Origin of the sequence: Streptomyces sp. NPDC001381 (genome assembly GCF_042895685.1) — a bacterium.
Taxonomy (GTDB): Bacteria; Actinomycetota; Actinomycetes; order Streptomycetales; family Streptomycetaceae; genus Streptomyces.
On record NZ_JBIAWO010000002.1, the window covers coordinates 298,975 to 313,379 of the forward strand.

General features: G+C 72.3%; 15 protein-coding genes and 1 pseudogene. 9 read left to right on the forward strand and 7 right to left on the reverse strand.

What is annotated here, in order from left to right:
- The first annotated feature begins 5 nt into the window (after positions 1 to 5).
- Genes ACFY2L_RS08395 through ACFY2L_RS08430 form a run of 8 tightly spaced genes read left to right on the forward strand, consistent with a single transcriptional unit; the run spans position 6 to position 6,644 of the window.
- Positions 6 to 662 carry an MBL fold metallo-hydrolase gene (locus ACFY2L_RS08395; RefSeq protein ID WP_390821863.1) on the forward strand — a complete coding sequence of 219 codons (657 nt, stop codon included), beginning with the start codon at positions 6 to 8 and terminating at the stop codon, positions 660 to 662.
- Positions 662 to 1,480, forward strand: coding sequence for an SDR family NAD(P)-dependent oxidoreductase (locus tag ACFY2L_RS08400; protein ID WP_390821864.1), 819 nt, complete (start codon positions 662 to 664; stop codon positions 1,478 to 1,480). The genes ACFY2L_RS08395 and ACFY2L_RS08400 overlap by 1 nt, the downstream gene beginning before the upstream one ends.
- A gap of 59 nt (positions 1,481 to 1,539) precedes the next feature.
- Complete coding sequence (locus ACFY2L_RS08405; RefSeq protein WP_390821865.1) at positions 1,540 to 2,175, forward strand: carboxymuconolactone decarboxylase family protein; 636 nt, start codon at positions 1,540 to 1,542, stop codon at positions 2,173 to 2,175.
- Positions 2,172 to 3,044, forward strand: a complete 873-nt coding sequence (locus ACFY2L_RS08410) for a fumarylacetoacetate hydrolase family protein (RefSeq protein ID WP_390821866.1) — start codon at positions 2,172 to 2,174, stop codon at positions 3,042 to 3,044. Before ACFY2L_RS08405 ends, ACFY2L_RS08410 begins: the two co-directional genes overlap by 4 nt.
- Entirely contained in the window at positions 3,041 to 3,889 is an 849-nt protein-coding gene (locus ACFY2L_RS08415) for a fumarylacetoacetate hydrolase family protein (RefSeq protein WP_390821867.1), read from the forward strand. The genes ACFY2L_RS08410 and ACFY2L_RS08415 overlap by 4 nt, the downstream gene beginning before the upstream one ends.
- Positions 3,890 to 3,900: 11 nt before the next feature.
- Positions 3,901 to 4,686 (forward strand): SDR family NAD(P)-dependent oxidoreductase, encoded by a 786-nt coding sequence (locus ACFY2L_RS08420; RefSeq protein WP_390821868.1) that lies wholly within the window; start codon positions 3,901 to 3,903, stop codon positions 4,684 to 4,686.
- 45 nt (positions 4,687 to 4,731) lie between these two features.
- The gene (locus ACFY2L_RS08425; RefSeq protein WP_390821869.1) at positions 4,732 to 6,192 is read left to right on the forward strand and encodes an aldehyde dehydrogenase family protein; all 1,461 of its coding nucleotides are present in this window, start codon (positions 4,732 to 4,734) and stop codon (positions 6,190 to 6,192) included.
- A gap of 56 nt (positions 6,193 to 6,248) precedes the next feature.
- Positions 6,249 to 6,644 (forward strand): SRPBCC family protein, encoded by a 396-nt coding sequence (locus tag ACFY2L_RS08430; protein WP_390821870.1) that lies wholly within the window; start codon positions 6,249 to 6,251, stop codon positions 6,642 to 6,644.
- A 237-nt stretch (positions 6,645 to 6,881) separates the two neighbouring features.
- On the opposite strand, the gene ACFY2L_RS08435 is transcribed toward ACFY2L_RS08430, so the two are convergent.
- Both ACFY2L_RS08435 and ACFY2L_RS08440 read right to left on the reverse strand, forming a co-directional pair.
- The gene (locus tag ACFY2L_RS08435) at positions 6,882 to 7,973 is read right to left on the reverse strand and encodes a ricin-type beta-trefoil lectin domain protein (RefSeq protein WP_390821871.1); all 1,092 of its coding nucleotides are present in this window, start codon (positions 7,971 to 7,973) and stop codon (positions 6,882 to 6,884) included.
- Positions 7,974 to 8,125: 152 nt separating this feature from the next.
- Positions 8,126 to 8,506 (reverse strand): annotated as a pseudogene (locus ACFY2L_RS08440) (FAD-dependent oxidoreductase); the annotation flags it as partial.
- Between the two features lie 256 nt (positions 8,507 to 8,762).
- Here ACFY2L_RS08440 and ACFY2L_RS08445 point away from each other — a divergent pair.
- The gene (locus ACFY2L_RS08445; RefSeq protein ID WP_390658585.1) at positions 8,763 to 10,175 is read left to right on the forward strand and encodes an alpha/beta hydrolase; all 1,413 of its coding nucleotides are present in this window, start codon (positions 8,763 to 8,765) and stop codon (positions 10,173 to 10,175) included.
- A gap of 53 nt (positions 10,176 to 10,228) precedes the next feature.
- Here ACFY2L_RS08445 and ACFY2L_RS08450 read toward each other — a convergent pair whose 3' ends face one another.
- Genes ACFY2L_RS08450 through ACFY2L_RS08470 form a run of 5 tightly spaced genes read right to left on the reverse strand, consistent with a single transcriptional unit; the run spans position 10,229 to position 14,382 of the window.
- Complete coding sequence (locus tag ACFY2L_RS08450) at positions 10,229 to 11,062, reverse strand: endo alpha-1,4 polygalactosaminidase (RefSeq protein ID WP_390658584.1); 834 nt, start codon at positions 11,060 to 11,062, stop codon at positions 10,229 to 10,231.
- Positions 11,059 to 11,721, reverse strand: a complete 663-nt coding sequence (locus ACFY2L_RS08455) for a spherulation-specific family 4 protein (RefSeq protein WP_390658583.1) — start codon at positions 11,719 to 11,721, stop codon at positions 11,059 to 11,061. Before ACFY2L_RS08455 ends, ACFY2L_RS08450 begins: the two co-directional genes overlap by 4 nt.
- Positions 11,718 to 12,617 (reverse strand): NAD-dependent epimerase/dehydratase family protein, encoded by a 900-nt coding sequence (locus ACFY2L_RS08460; RefSeq protein WP_390658582.1) that lies wholly within the window; start codon positions 12,615 to 12,617, stop codon positions 11,718 to 11,720. Before ACFY2L_RS08460 ends, ACFY2L_RS08455 begins: the two co-directional genes overlap by 4 nt.
- Positions 12,618 to 12,624: 7 nt before the next feature.
- The gene (locus ACFY2L_RS08465; protein ID WP_390658581.1) at positions 12,625 to 13,338 is read right to left on the reverse strand and encodes an NDP-sugar synthase; all 714 of its coding nucleotides are present in this window, start codon (positions 13,336 to 13,338) and stop codon (positions 12,625 to 12,627) included.
- 42 nt (positions 13,339 to 13,380) lie between these two features.
- Positions 13,381 to 14,382 (reverse strand): GDP-mannose 4,6-dehydratase, encoded by a 1,002-nt coding sequence (locus ACFY2L_RS08470; RefSeq protein ID WP_390658580.1) that lies wholly within the window; start codon positions 14,380 to 14,382, stop codon positions 13,381 to 13,383.
- Positions 14,383 to 14,405 lie beyond the last annotated feature (23 nt).

Consider the following 14,405-nt stretch of genomic DNA (forward strand, 5'->3'; position numbering starts at 1 on the left):
GGCCCGTGCGACTCACCAGGTGCGGCCACGCCTGCGTCCGGCTGGAGCAGGACGGCGTCGTCATCGTCATCGACCCCGGCAGTCACTCCGATCCACACGCGCTCGACGGTGCCCACGCCGTGCTCGTGACCCACGAGCACGTGGACCACTTCGCCGAGCCCATGCTGCGTGCGGTGGCCGAAGCCGACCCCGCCCTGCGGATCTGGGCCAACCGATCCGTGGCGGACCAGCTCGCCGGGCTCGGCGGCGGCCGGGTCACCGTGGTCGGCGACGGGGACGCCTTCGACATCGAGGGCGTCGGCGTCGAGGTGCACGGAGAACTGCATGCCGTGGTCCATCCGGACCTGCCGCGGGTCACCAACGTCGGCTTCCTCGTGGGAGACACCGGCACAGCCACCGTCTTCCACCCGGGCGACGCGTTCACCGTGCCCGCGCGCCCGGTGGACACCCTCCTGCTGCCCGTCCACGGCCCGTGGTCCAAGACGGGCGAAGTCATCGACTACGCCCGCGAGATCAACGCCCGCAGCGCTCTGTCGATTCACGACGGCGGTCTCAGCGGGAGCGGGAACGCGCTGGCGGACAACATGCTGGAGGTGTGCCTGAAGGACGTCGGGACCGACTACCAGCGGGTGGCGGCCGGGTCCGGAATCGAGCTCACGTGATGGCTTCCTCGACACAGACACAGACACAGACACAGACACAGACACAGACACAGCGCCCGCCTGTCGGGTGGCTGGGATGTGAGGGGCGTGGCGCGCTCGTCATCGGGGCCGGAGGACTGGGCGCCGCCTGCGTCCGGGGCCTGGCGGAAGCGGGAGCACGGCTGACGGTCGTCGACGCGGACGAGGCCCGCCTCAAGGCCCTGCGCGACGATCCGGCCTGCGCGGCCGCCGTCGTACGGACCCTCACCGCGGACCTGACGTCGTCCGAGGCGTGCGAGCGGGCGGTCGCCACGGCGGCCCGTGAGCTCGGTGGGCTGGATGTGCTGGTGCACGCCGTGGGCACGAACGACCGCCGTCCCGTGGTGGACACACCGGACGAGGTGTGGGACCGGATCATCACCCTGAACCTGTCGACCGCGTTCTGGACCGGACGCGCCGCGGGCCGGCTGATGCGGGAGGCGGGCCACGGCAGCATGGTGTTCTTCTCCTCCGTCTCCTCGCTGCTCGCCCACCGTCACCACGGCCCGTACGCCGCCTCGAAGGGCGGCTTGGACCAGTTGGTGAAGGTCATGGCCCGTGAATGGGCCACCGACGGCGTCACCGTCAACGCCGTCGCCCCCGGCTACACGGAGACCGAGCTGACCCGCGCGTACCTGACAAAGCCCGGCATGCGTGAGGAGCTGACCGGTCTGGTCCCCGCCGGGCGCCTGGGACAGCCGGAGGACGTGGTCGGAGCCGTGCTGTTCCTCGCCTCCGCCCGCGCCTCGTACGTCACCGGTCAGGTGCTCTACGTCGACGGCGGCCGCACGCTCGTCTGAGCCCCCGACCCCTTGGGACTCCCCTGTACGTCCCTGGACCTGTCTCGAAGGGAGTGCGGATGACCGCACGCCTTGCCGGACTGCTGCCCGGCGAGCTGGACGAGCAGCAGAGCGAGGTCTACCGGGCCATCACCGCCGGCCCCCGGGCCGCGGGACCACAGGCGTTCGCCCTCGTCGACGAGGAGGGCCGGCTGCGCGGACCGTTCAACGCCATGCTGCTCAGCCCGCCCGTCGGGCTGGCCGTCCAGGCGGTCGGGGCGGCGGTGCGCTACGAGTCGGTCCTGACCGACCGTGTGCGCGAGATGGCCGTCCTGGTCGTCGCCGCCCACTGGGGGAGTGCCTTCGAGTGGGCGGCCCACGAGGCCGTCGGCCGGACGCACGGCCTCACCGAACCCGAGCTGGACGCCCTGCGCGCCGGCGGACTGCCGGACCTGCCGGACCCGGCCGAGCGGGCGGCGCTGCTCGCGACCGCCGCGCTGACCCGAACCGGGGCGCTGAGCGACGGCGAGTACGCCGAGACGGTGGCCGCGTGGGGAGAGCGAGGCCTGTTCGAACTCACTGCGCTGGTGGGCTACTACGCGCTGCTGGCCCTTCAGTTGCGGGTCTTCGCGGGCGAAGGCCCGGTGGATCAGGCGGATCAGGCCGATCAGGCGGAGCACCGCGACACACCACACACCGAAAGCGGGACACCATGAAACTGATCACCTTCGACGACGGTCGCGTCGGGCGGCTGGAGCTGGAGGAGCGGCTCGTCATTCCCCTGGAAGTGGGCTCGACGCGCGAGTACTTCGAGCGTGACGGCAGGGTCGCGGAGAGCGGGGAACGCCTCGCCCTGGACGACGTGACGCTGCGTGCGCCGATCGTGCCGAAGAAGTTCTTCCACACCTCCGGCAACTTCCGCGAGCACGAGGACGAGTCGAAGAACGTCGACTGGTCGCACCCCATGCACAAGGGCATCGTCTTCTTCCAGAACGTGGATGCGATCGTCGGCCCCGACGAGCCGGTGATCCACCCCGAGCACCTGACGAGCGAACTGGACTACGAGCTGGAGATCGCCGTCGTCATCGGCAAACCCGGCAAGTTCTTCGGCGTGGACGACGCGCCCGACCACATCGCCGGGTACGTCGTCTTCAACGACATCACCGCCCGCGACATCCAGCGTCGCGAGATGGAGTCCGGCGTCTTCTCCTTCTGCAAGGCCATCGACACCTTCTGCCCCGTAGGCCCGTACATCGTCACCTCCGACGAGATTCCGGACGCGCAGAACCTCGACATGGAGCTGCGGGTCAACGGCGTGGTCCGGCAGAAGTCGAACACCAACCGCATGTCCGTCTCCATCCCGCACCTGGTCGCCTACCACTCCCCGCAGGGCTACAGCGCGGGCGACCTGATCACCACCGGCACCGTGCAGGGCGTTGCCGGCTTCAGCGGCGACCCGGACATGTACCTCAAGCCGGGTGACGTCGTCGAGGCGGAGGTCGAACAGCTCGGCGTCCTGCGCAACCCCATCGTCAGCTGGGAGCAGGGCCACGGCACGGCTGTACCGAAGAAGGTGGACTGGTGAGACTCGGCGTCATCGACGGCCGGGCCGTCGTGGTCCGCGGCGACCGGGCCGCGGATGTCGGCTGGGCCTCGCAGGGGCGACTGTCGACCGACCCGATGGCCCTGCTGGAGCGGTGGCAATCCTTCCGCGACTGGGCCGCCGGTCTGGCTGACGAGGCGTACGACATCGAGGTGGCCCCGGCGGCTCTCCAGACTCCGGTGCCCCGGCCCCGGCAGGTCTTCGCCCTCGCCCTCAACTATCCCCCGCACGCCGCCGAGGCCGGATTCACCCCGCCCGAAGAACCGCTGGTGTTCACCAAGTTCCCGAGCTGCATCACGGGCCCGCAGACGACGGTCGAGCTTCCTGCCGGCAAGGTGGACTGGGAGGTCGAGCTGGTCGCGGTGATCGGCGTGCCTGCCCACCGGGTGCCCGTCCACCGCGCCTGGGAAACGGTCGCCGGGCTCACCATCGGACAGGACCTGTCCGAGCGTGTCGCCCAACTCCGGGGAAAGCCAGCACAGTTCAGCTTCGGAAAGTCCTTTCCCGGCTTCGGGCCGACCGGTCCGGTCCTCGTCACACCGGACGAGTTCGAGGACCCCGACGATCTGGAGATCACCGGGCTGCTCAACAGCGAGATCGTCCAGCACGACCGCACCAAGTCCATGATCTTCCCGGTGCCGGAGCTCGTCGCCCGCCTGTCGGCCGTAGTGCCTCTGCTCCCGGGCGACCTGGTCTTCACCGGCACCCCGGCCGGGGTCGGCAACCGGATGGATCCACCCCGGTATCTCACCGAGGACGACGAACTCGTCAGCCGCATCGAGGGCATCGGCGAGATCCGCCAGCGCTTCACGGCCGTACACCTCTGAAGGGACGTCCCATGACAGAGCAGCGCACTCCCCACCGCTTCGAAGGCCGTACCGTCCTGGTCACCGGTGCCGGCACCGGCTACGGCGCCGAGATCGCCGTACGTGCCGCCCAGGAGGGCGCCCGGGTCGCCGTCCACTACCGCAGCTCCGCGGCCGGAGCCGAGAAGACGGTCGCCCGGATCAAGGAGGTCGGCGGCGAGGCGTTCACCGTGCAGGCCGACATCGCCGTCCACGCCGACGTCATCCGCATGGCCGAGGAGGTGTTCGGCCGTTTCGGCGGCCTGGACGTGCTGGTGAACAACGTCGGCGACGTCGCGGGCGACCAGATGTCCTGGCGGGAACTCACCGAGGACTCCATCGACCACGTCCTCGCGGTGGACATCAAGGGAACGATGCTGTGCGTCCACGAGTTCGGCTCCCGGATGCTGGAGCAGGGCCACGGCGCGATCGTCAACATCGGCTCCACCGTGATCGTGCGTGGCAGCGCCCGCGCTCCGCAGTACGCCGCCGCGAAGTACGGCATCCTCGGCATCACCAAGTCCTACGCCCAGGCGTTCGCCCCCGCCGTACGGGTCAACACCTTCGCCCCCGGTTTCATCGAGACCGAGATGCTCCTCAGCCGTGCTGACTGGAAGTCCGGCCGCCGCGAGGACATGATCGCCAAGACCCCGATGGGCCGCGTCCCGGGCCCCGCCGAACTCGCGGGCACCGCCCTCTTCCTCGCCACCGACGACGCCGCCCACATGACCGGGGCCTACCTCAACGCCGACGGCGGCTTCAACATGATCGGCGCCTGACCCGCAGGATACGCACCGGCCCGAACAGCCAAGGGAGACGACCTCGTGCCACTTCACCGTGACCTTCTGATCGGCGGCAAGGAGACCCCGGCCGTCTCCGGGCGGACCACCGCCGACTTCAGTCCCTGGACCGGCGAGCCGTACGCGAGGGTCGCCGCGGCCGGCCCCGAGGACGTGCGAGCCGCGGTGGACGCGGCGGATGCCGCCTTCACCGAGTGGGCGGCGCTGGAGCCCTTCGCCCGCCGGGACATCTTCCTGCGCGCGGCGGATCTCATGGAGGAACGCGCCGAGCAGGTCGTGGAGTTGATGGCCTGCGAAGTAGGCGGGACCCGGGGCTGGGCGCTGTTCAACGTCGAGGTGGCCGCCGGCATGCTGCGCGAGGCCGCCGCCGCGATCACCGCCCCGCGCGGGGATGTGCTCACCACCCGGGAGCCGGGCGGGCTGAGCCTCGCCGTGCGCGAACCCCTCGGTGTGGTGGCGGCGTTCGCGCCGTGGAACGCCCCGGTCATCCTCGGCACACGAGCGGTTGCCGCCCCGCTCGCGGCGGGCAACACCGTCGTGGTCAAGGCGAGCGAGGACGCCCCGATCGCCTGCGGCCTGTTCGTCGCCGACGTGCTGCGCGACGCCGGACTGCCCGACGGTGTCCTCAACGTCATCACCAACGACAAGGCGGACGCCGCCGGCATCGCGCGGACACTGATCGCGGATCCGCGTGTCCGTGCCGTCAACTTCACCGGCTCGACCGGTGTCGGGCGGATCATCGGCACCCTCGCCGCCGAGCACCTCAAGCCGGCCGTACTCGAACTCGGCGGCAAGAACTCCGTGATCGTGCTGGAGGACGCCGACCTCGACCACGCCGTGAACGCCGCCGCCTTCGCCGCGTTCATGAACTCCGGCCAGATCTGCATGTGCGCCGACCGCGTGCTGGTGCACACCTCACTGGTCGGCGAGTTCACCCGGCGGTTCATCGCGAAGGTCGCCGATCTGCCGAGCGGCGATCCGGGGCTGCCCGGCACCGTCATCGGCCCGCTGGTGGACGAAGCCGCCGCGCGGCGGGTCGCCGCCCTGGTCACGGACGCGGTCCGCAAGGGCGCGCGCGTCCTGACCGGCGGTGGCAGGCCGCACGGGGCCCTGCATCCGGCGACCGTGCTGACCGACCTGCCCGAGAATGCGGAACTGCACCACGCCGAGGCCTTCGGACCCGTCGTCGCCATCAGGGCGTTCGCGGACGACGACGAGGCGGTGGCCCTGGTCAACGACACCGAGCACGGCCTCAGTTGCGGCATCCTCACCGAGAACGGCACCCACGGCCTGAAGCTGGCACGCCGCATCCGCACCGGCATCGTGCACGTGAACGACCAGTCGGTGGGGGACGAACCGCAGGCACCCTTCGGCGGGTTCGCGGCCTCCGGTTACGGCCGCTTCGGCGGACGCTGGGGCATCGAGTCCTTCTCGAACACCCGCTGGGTCACCCTCTCCACGGAGCACTCCCGCTACCCCTTCTGATCCTGCCGCGTACGGCGCCTGCCCGGAGCCGTCATCACCACAACCAGGGAGTCCCTATGGCAACGTTCCGTTTCGACACCCGAGTCGCACATGACCCCGACCGTGTCTGGGCCGTCCTCACCGACGTGAGCATGATTCCGCAGTGGTTCCCGGCCGTACAGGAGGCGCACTTCGACGGCACGCACCGCCGCCTGACCACGGCCGAAAGCACGCTGAAGTCCCTCGTGGTGACGAAGGACGACGCACTGCGCCGCTTCCAGTACCGGTTCGTCGAGGGCATGCCCCAGTCCATCGACTTCCACCTGGGCACCATCGACGTGCTTCCCGACGCGGACGGCTCACGCGTGGTCTACAGCCAGGAGATCCTTCCCGAGGCCCTGGCACCCATCGTCGAGCGAGCCGTGAGAGAGGGGATCGCGGGCATCGCCCGGTACTTCGCCGCGCAGCCCTGACGCAGGGCGTCACCCTCGAACCGGCACCCCGCCGAACAGCACGGACCGTCACTCCAGGCCGCTGAACCACGCGGAACGCAGGACGTCCCGCACCGCGTCTTCGGCGTGATCCCCGAGGACACCGCCGAGGAGGCCGCCGCCACCACGTTCGCAGCTCCGGGACGACAGGCCCTGACGTGGCCGCGGCACCGTCCTGCCGGCGGGGGAGCGTTCGCCGAGGCGAGGTCCGTGGACGAGCTATTTGACGTACCACTTCTGGTTGGAGGACCCCGCGCACTCCCACAGCTGCAGCCGTGTGCCGTTGCCGGTGCCCGAGTCGACGGCGTCGACGCACTTGCCGGTCCGGGTGTTGACCAGGTCGTGGGAGCCGTTGAGGTTGAACTGTTGCGCCCATCCGCCGTTGCAGGTGGCCAGCTGGACACGGGTGCCGTTCGCCGTGCCGGCGTTTGCGGCGTCCATGCACAGGCCCATCGACCGGACACTGCCGTCGGACTTGAACACCCACTTCTGCCACGAGTCGCCGTCGCAGTTCCACAGCCGCAGCGGGGAGCCGTCGGTGCCGCTGCGCGACGAGATCTCGATGCACCGCGAGGACGCGTAGCCGGCGATCATCCTGCCGGCGGGGGCCGCCGCTGCACTGGGCGCGGCGTCCGCCTTGGCGGTCGGCTTCGGGGCGGGGGAGGTCGCCGTCGACGCGGGCTTGGCGTTCTTGCCGCCCGAGGCGGTGGATTTCCCGGACGACGAGGTGGTGTCCGTGTCGCCGCCGGACTCGTCCGTCGCGCCGCCCGGGGACTCCCCGCCGGCGCCCTTGGCGGGCCGGTGCGACGAGCCGTCCCTGCCGGACTCGTGGGCACCACCGGGACTGTTCGTCGCACCCGGAGAGTGGTAGCGGACCGTCACGTCGGGGGGCACATCGCCCGCGGAGTCGCCGTGCTTCCCGCCCGACGCGCCGTCACCGGACGACACCAGCAACGGGACGGCGGCCAGCGCACAGACCAGGAGCACGCAACCGGCGACGACCGCTCCCGGTACCCGGGCGGTGGACTCCGTGTCGGACGATGCCGTGGGGGACCGCCCGGACCCCTCCGACGACGGCGAGTCCTCCGCGTCGGCGGCGTCCCGTGAGGACGCGGCCAGCGCGCGCAGCGAGGCGAGCCGGTCGAGCAGCCGGGACCGCTGATCGCCGGGACCCGCCGGTGCCGCTTCGCCGGGATCCGCGGGTTCCCCGGCCGGGACGTCGTCCTGCCCGGGGGACGGCGGTACGGCCGCGGGCCGCTCGGGGCGGGGCGCGGTGTCGTCGTCGGACGCCCGACCCGCGGGGCCGGCCACTGCCCCCGGTGCCGGTGCCGGTGCCGTCGTGGAGGCGGGAACGGGCTCCGGCTCGTCGGCAGGGTCCTGTTCCGCCTCGGACGAGGTGGCCGGCCAGGGCAGAGGCTGTTCCCAGACCGCCGCCTCGTCGTCGTGGGCATCGGGCTCGGGACGTGCACCGGCCGCGCAGGGCCAGCGCGTCGCCGAGGCCGGACGCCGGTGGCGATGACCAGCCCGTCGTACGGGAGGGCGGAGCCGTCGGCCAACTCAACCGTCCGGTCGAGGAGTTCGAGGCCGGTGGCTGCCACGCCGAGCCACAGGTCGAGGTCGAGCGCGGCCAGCGGGGCGGGGGTACGCAGCGCCAGCTGCTCGGGCTCCCACTCCGCGGCCAGGATCTGCTTCGACAGGGGCGGGCGGTCGTACGGCGCCGACGGCTCGTCGCCGACCAGGGTGAGCGTGCCGTCGTCGCCCTCCCGCTGGTGGGTCTCGGCCGTCGCGAGTCCGGCGGCCGAGGCACCGACGACGAGGTGCGCGCCCCGCGACTGGACCTGCACTCGGGCCGGCGCCTCGGCCGTCCGGAAGGTCTTCGCGACGTAGTCCCGGTCCCCCGGGCCCGGTCCGGACGCGAGGTCGTGCGGTGAGCCGTGCTCCGTGAGGGCGAGCGCCGGTGGTGACCTCCGTTTTGCGCCGAAGTTGGGCATTCTCTTGACGCTGGTAAGAAATAAGCCCTACATTCCTCGACGCCTTCGTTCAGCGCGCGCTGAGCACGGGCTCCGGCACCCCGCCCCCCACTCGCCCAAGGAGCCGCCCATGTCCGCCGCCACCCGTACCCGGACGCGCCGTGCTCGCCTGCGTGTCGCCCTGGCCGCCGTGGCCGCGCTGGCGTCCGTGGCCCTCACCCCCCTCCCCGCGCCCGCCGCCGAGGCGGACGCGCCGGTCAGCGGCCACCTCACCGGCACCCTCGCCGACGGCGCCACCTGGGTCGCGGACGTCCCCGAGCGCTGGAACGGCACCCTGCTGCTGTTCAGCCACGGCTTCGGCCCCACCGTCGCCAGGAACGCCCCCACCGACGCCGTGCGCGACGCGCTGCTCGCCGAGGGCTATGCGATGGCCGGGTCGTCCTACGACCCCCACGGCTCCATGTGGGCCCTGAACAGCGCCGAACGGGACCAGTTCGCCACGCTCGACGCCGTCACCGAGAAGATCGGCACCCCGCGGCGCACGCTGGCCATGGGCAATTCGATGGGCGGGCTCGTCAACGCGCAGCTGGCCCGGGACGGCGGCGGCCGCATCGACGGCGCGCTCGGCCAGTGCGGCCTGGTCGCCGGCGGCACGGACCTGGACAACTACCAGCTGGACGCCGAACACACCATCGCCCGCCTCCTGCTGCCCGGACAGGACGTCGAACTCGTGCGGTTCGACAGCCCCGCGGACGCCGCCGCCACCGCCGACCTGCTCACCAGGGCGGTCACCGCCGCCCAGAGCACCCCGCGGGGCCGGGCCCGGGTCGCGCTGGCCGCCGCCTTCCTCAACCTGCCCGCCTGGTCGCCCGGAAAGGACCGGCCCGCCGCGACCGACTGGGCGGGCCAGGAGGAGCAGCAGTACGACTGGTTCGCGCAGGGCATCCTGTCGTTCGTCGAGGGCGGCCGGTACGCCGTGGAACAGTCCGTCGGCGGCAACAACTCCTGGAACCGGGGCGTCGACTACGCCCGCCTGCTCGCCGGTTCCGCACACGCGCCCCGGGTCCACGCCCTCTACCGGGCAGCCGGCCTCGATCTGCGTGCCGACCTGCGCACGCTGACCGAGGGCGCCACGATCACCGCCGATCCCGCGGCCGTGCGCACCGCGGAGCGGACGTCCTCCGCGGGCCAGGGCCTCGACGTGCCCCTGCTCGACATCCACACCACCGCCGACAACCTGGTTCCGGTGGAGCAGGAGAGCCGCTTCGCCGCCCGCGTGCGCGCCGTCGGCGACGGCGCCCTGCTGCGGCAGGCGTACGTCGAGCGACAGGGCCACTGCGCGTTCACCACCGCCGAGACCGTGGCCGCCCTGCACGCCCTCGAACACCGCGTCAGCACCGGCCGGTGGGACGACGTCGCGACCCCGGCCGCGCTCCAGCGGTCCGCCGTCGCGCTCGGCCTCGACGGCGCGGCGTACGCCCCCTACCGCCCGGCGCCCCTGACGGTCGGCCGCGACCGCCCGGCTCTCCCCGACCACCGCTGACCGCGGGCCGCGGCAGGGCGGGCGGAGGGATCCGGAGGAACACCGCCCGGGGTTCAGCAGGGCTTGCGCCACACCCCCAGCTCCAGCTTCTTCTGCATCGAGGACAGCTTCAGGCGCCGTGACAGGGCGCAGAAGCTGCTCGTGGGCTGCGCGTACTCCACGTGGAAGACCGCCTTGCCGGCCGCGATGAACGGGGTGAGCCGGGCGCACTCGCCGAACTGGGCGCACTCCTCGTTGACCGCGAAGTCGAAGTCGGACAGGAGCTGGGGGATCTGCGCCAGGTCGTTCTTCAGGCCCACCGACAGGCCCCGCTCGTGCGCGATCCTCGCGATCATGCGGTTGTAGCGGAGCTGGTCGCCGGCGGTGAGCGGGAAGCCGGTCTCGTTGGCGTACCCCTCCACGAGGTCCGGTTCCACCGCGTCGAAGCCCTTGTCGCGGCACATGTCGAAGCGCCGCTCCATGATCGGCCGCAGCACGGAGAGCTTCCGGATGTCCAGCCAGCGCTCGCCCGCCCAGCCGTTCCGGTCGCCGAGGACCGACCGGGGGAAGGCGTCCTCGTCGGGCCGGAAGTCCTCCCAGGCGCCGACGTTGACGTAGCAGATGACCTTGCGCCCGTCCCGGTGCAGCCGGGCCACGTCCGCGGCCGTGTTCTCGAAGCCGTCGATGTCGTAGACGGGGACGTCCACCGACGGGTCGGCCCTGCCGTCGAGCTGCCACTGCCAGGCCAGCCCGGGGCGGGGCCTCCACCGGGCCCCGGTCGACGCGTCGGCCGTACCGGAGGGCGAGCCGGCGGACGGAGGTCTGCCGCCGTCCCCCTCGCCCGTTCCGGAGCAGCCCGCCAGTGCCAGCGCGGCCGCCAGCAGGACCGCTCGTACCGTGTACCTCATGGCTCCCTTCCGGTCAGCGCCGGGGTCAGTTCGCCCCAGGGATTGGGCAGTTCGCCCGTCACGGGACCGCACACCGCGGCACCCCGCCCGCCCGCGGTGCGCACCGCGAGCGGCACCAGCGCCTCGGGCACGCCGTAGACGAGATGGCAGAGCCGCTCCGGCGGGTGCCGCGCCGTCCACCCCGGCCTGCTGAACGCCGAGACGTACGTGGACCAGTGGCCCTCGAAGGTGACGGTCAGATCGGCGAGGCGGGCGTAGCCGGGCGCGGGGTGGACCCCGGGGTTGAGGACGACCGTCCCGGCACCCAGCTTGCGCAGGGTCCGCACCAGCCGGCGGCAGGCGGGCAGCCCGTCCGGGGTCGCCGTCACCTGGTCGAGGAAGCAGCCGTCGGCCGCGTACCACTCCTGGTGCCGGCGGACGTCGGCCACGACGTCGGCGCGCTCGCGCATGCCGTAGTCGGTGTCGACGTAGCCGAGGACGCGCGCGCCCGCCTCCCGCAGGGCCCCGGCCGCCGCGGCGAACGCGGGGTCGGGGCCCTCGCCGGGCCCGTTGGCGGGGTTGAGGATCACGCCGTACGTGCGCCCGGCCGCCTGGATCAGGCGGTGCCACGCGCCCGGGTCGTCGGCCGGGTGCACGTACAGCGGAATCAGCAGGCTCACGGCGTGCCGTCGCCTTCCCACAGCGCGGCCAGCGCCTCGTCCAGGGTGTGCGAGGGCCGCCAGCCCAGGGCCTCCTCGGCGGCGCCGACGGCCGAGCACTGCCAGGACACCTCGCCCGAGCGCACCGAGCGGCCGCCGCCCGTGGCCTCCTCGAGACGTCCCCGGAAACCGGCCTTCGAGGCCAGGCCGATCACCAGCTCGCGCACCGGGACCGCCCGGCCGGCACTGATGTTCAGAATCCGCGGCAGCGGGCCGGGGGCCGTGACCGCGAGCTCCGCCGCCCGCGCCACGTCGCGCACGTCCACGAAGTCACGGTACGAGGACAGATCGCCGAGCCGCAGCACCGCGTCCGGGTCCCGGCCGGCGTCTCTCAGCAGGGCGGCCAGCCTGCCCGGCAGCCCGGCGGGCGGAGCCCCCGGCCCCACCGGGTTGCCCACCCGCAGCACCACCGCGTCCAGGCCGGAGGCGGTCACCACGGCGGTGCCCGCCAGCTTGGTCGCGCCGTACGGACCCACCGGGCAGGTGGCCGCGGACTCCGTCACCGGGGTGCCCGGCACACCCGGCCCGTACTCGGCTGCCGAGCCCAGGTGCACCAGGCGCGCACCCGGGGCCGCCTCGCGCAGCGCGGCGCACAGGACGGCCGGACCGCGGGCGTTGACCTCGGCGAGGGTCACGGCGTCGCCGCCGGTCGCGCCCGCGCAGTTGACCACCGCGTCGGGCGCGGCGGAGGCCAGGGTCTTGGCCAGCTCCGCCGGCCGGGCCGACGCGAGGTCGACCGGGTACGCGGCGCCGGGGGAGCGGCCGGCGCCGAGGACCGTCGCGCCCGGCAGGGCGCGCAGCCGTTCGGCGACATGGGCTCCCAGATAGCCGGTGAAGCCCAGGACGAGAATGCGCATGTGGTGCTCAGGCTCCCTTGAGGAGAAGGGACTTGCGGGTGGTGAACTCGGCGTTGGCGCGGTCGTAGTCGTCGGGCCGCCCGATGTCCAGCCAGTAGCCGTCGAACTCGTAGGCGTGCGGCTGGCTCCGGGCCCTTATCAGGTCGAGGACCAACTCGTCGAAGCCGAGCGGCAGTCCGGGCGTGTAGCCCTCCAGCGTCGAGCGGGACAGGCCGTAGACGCCCATGGAGACGCGGTAGTCCATGCTGGGTTTCTCGGTGAAGGCGACGACCTTGGCCGAGTCGGTGGTGAGCACCCCGAAGTCGATGTGCACCTTGCGGGCGTACGTGGCGATGGTGAGCGGCGCCCCCGACGCGCGGTGCGTGCGCAGCACGTCGGCGTAGTCGAGGTCGGTCAGGACGTCGCCGTTCATCACCAGGAACGTCTCGGGCAGTCTCTCGCGCAGGGTGAGCAGCGGGCCCATGGTGCCCAGCGGACTCTCCTCGGTCGCGTAGTCGATCGACAGGCCCCAGGCGGAGCCGTCGCCGACGTAGGCGCGGATGATCTCGCCGAGATGGCCGATGGCGATGGTGCAGCTGGTGAAGCCGGCCGTGGCCAGCTGGCGCAGTACGATCTCCAGGATGGCGTGCTGGTCGCCGATGGGCACCAGCGGCTTGGGCAGCGCGGTGGTGTAGGGCCGTAGCCGGACGCCCTTGCCTCCGGCCAGGATCACTGCGTGCATGGGACTCCTCCTTCGTGTTCTCGGCGCGCGGACGGGCCGGACTCAGATGTTGTAGATGCCGGTCTTGTAGCGGGCCAGGTTGGCCGGGTCGCGGAAGAAGTCCACGGTGTGCGCGAGCCCTTCCTCCAGGGTGTGCGCGGGCTGCCAGCCGGTGGCCGCGGCGAGCCGGCTCGCGTCCGCGACCAGCCGCATCACCTCGGAGTTCGCGGGCCGGATGCGCGCGGTGTCGGCACGGACGTCGAGCGCGGTGTCCATCACCTTGCCGATCAGCGCGACCAGGTCGCCGACCGAGATCTCCCCGCCGGTACCGGCGTTGAAGGTGCGGCCCACGACCCGCCCGGCGGGCGCGGTGCCGACGGCGAGGAACGCCTGCGCGGTGTCCTTGACGAAGGTGAAGTCGCGGGTGGGCCGCAGATCGCCGAGGGTGATCGTGCGTTCCCCGGCGGCGACCTGGCCGATCACGGTGGGGATGACGGCGCGCATCGACTGGCGCGGCCCGAAGGTGTTGAACGGCCGCAGCGTCACCACGGGGGTGCCGAAGCTGGCGTGGTAGCTGTCGGCCAGCCGGTCCCCGCCCGCCTTCGAAGCGGCGTACGGGGACTGGGTGTTGACGGGGTGGTCCTCGGTGATCGGCACGGTCTGCGCGGTGCCGTACGTCTCGCTGGTGGAGGTGTGCACCAGCCGGGGCGTGCCGAGGGCGCGTACCGCCTCCAGCACGTTGAGCGTGCCGGTGACGTTGGTGTCCACGTAACTGTGCGGCGCCTGGTACGAGTACGGGATCGCGATCAGCGCGGCCAGGTGGTAGGCCACGTCGGCCCCTTCGAGCAGGCCGCGCACCGAGCCCGGGTCCCGGACGTCGCCGAGCACGATCTCCACCTGGTCGAGGACGTCCGGGTGCAGGGTCTCCAGCCAGCCGTACGAGGAGAAGGAGTTGTACTGGGCCATGGCCCGCACCCGGTGTCCGGAGGCGACCAGCGCCTCGGTGAGATGCGAGCCGATGAAACCCTCGGCCCCGGTGACGGCGGCGAGCGGTGAGGAGGTCAACTCCGTTTTCCTTCCGGTTGTTT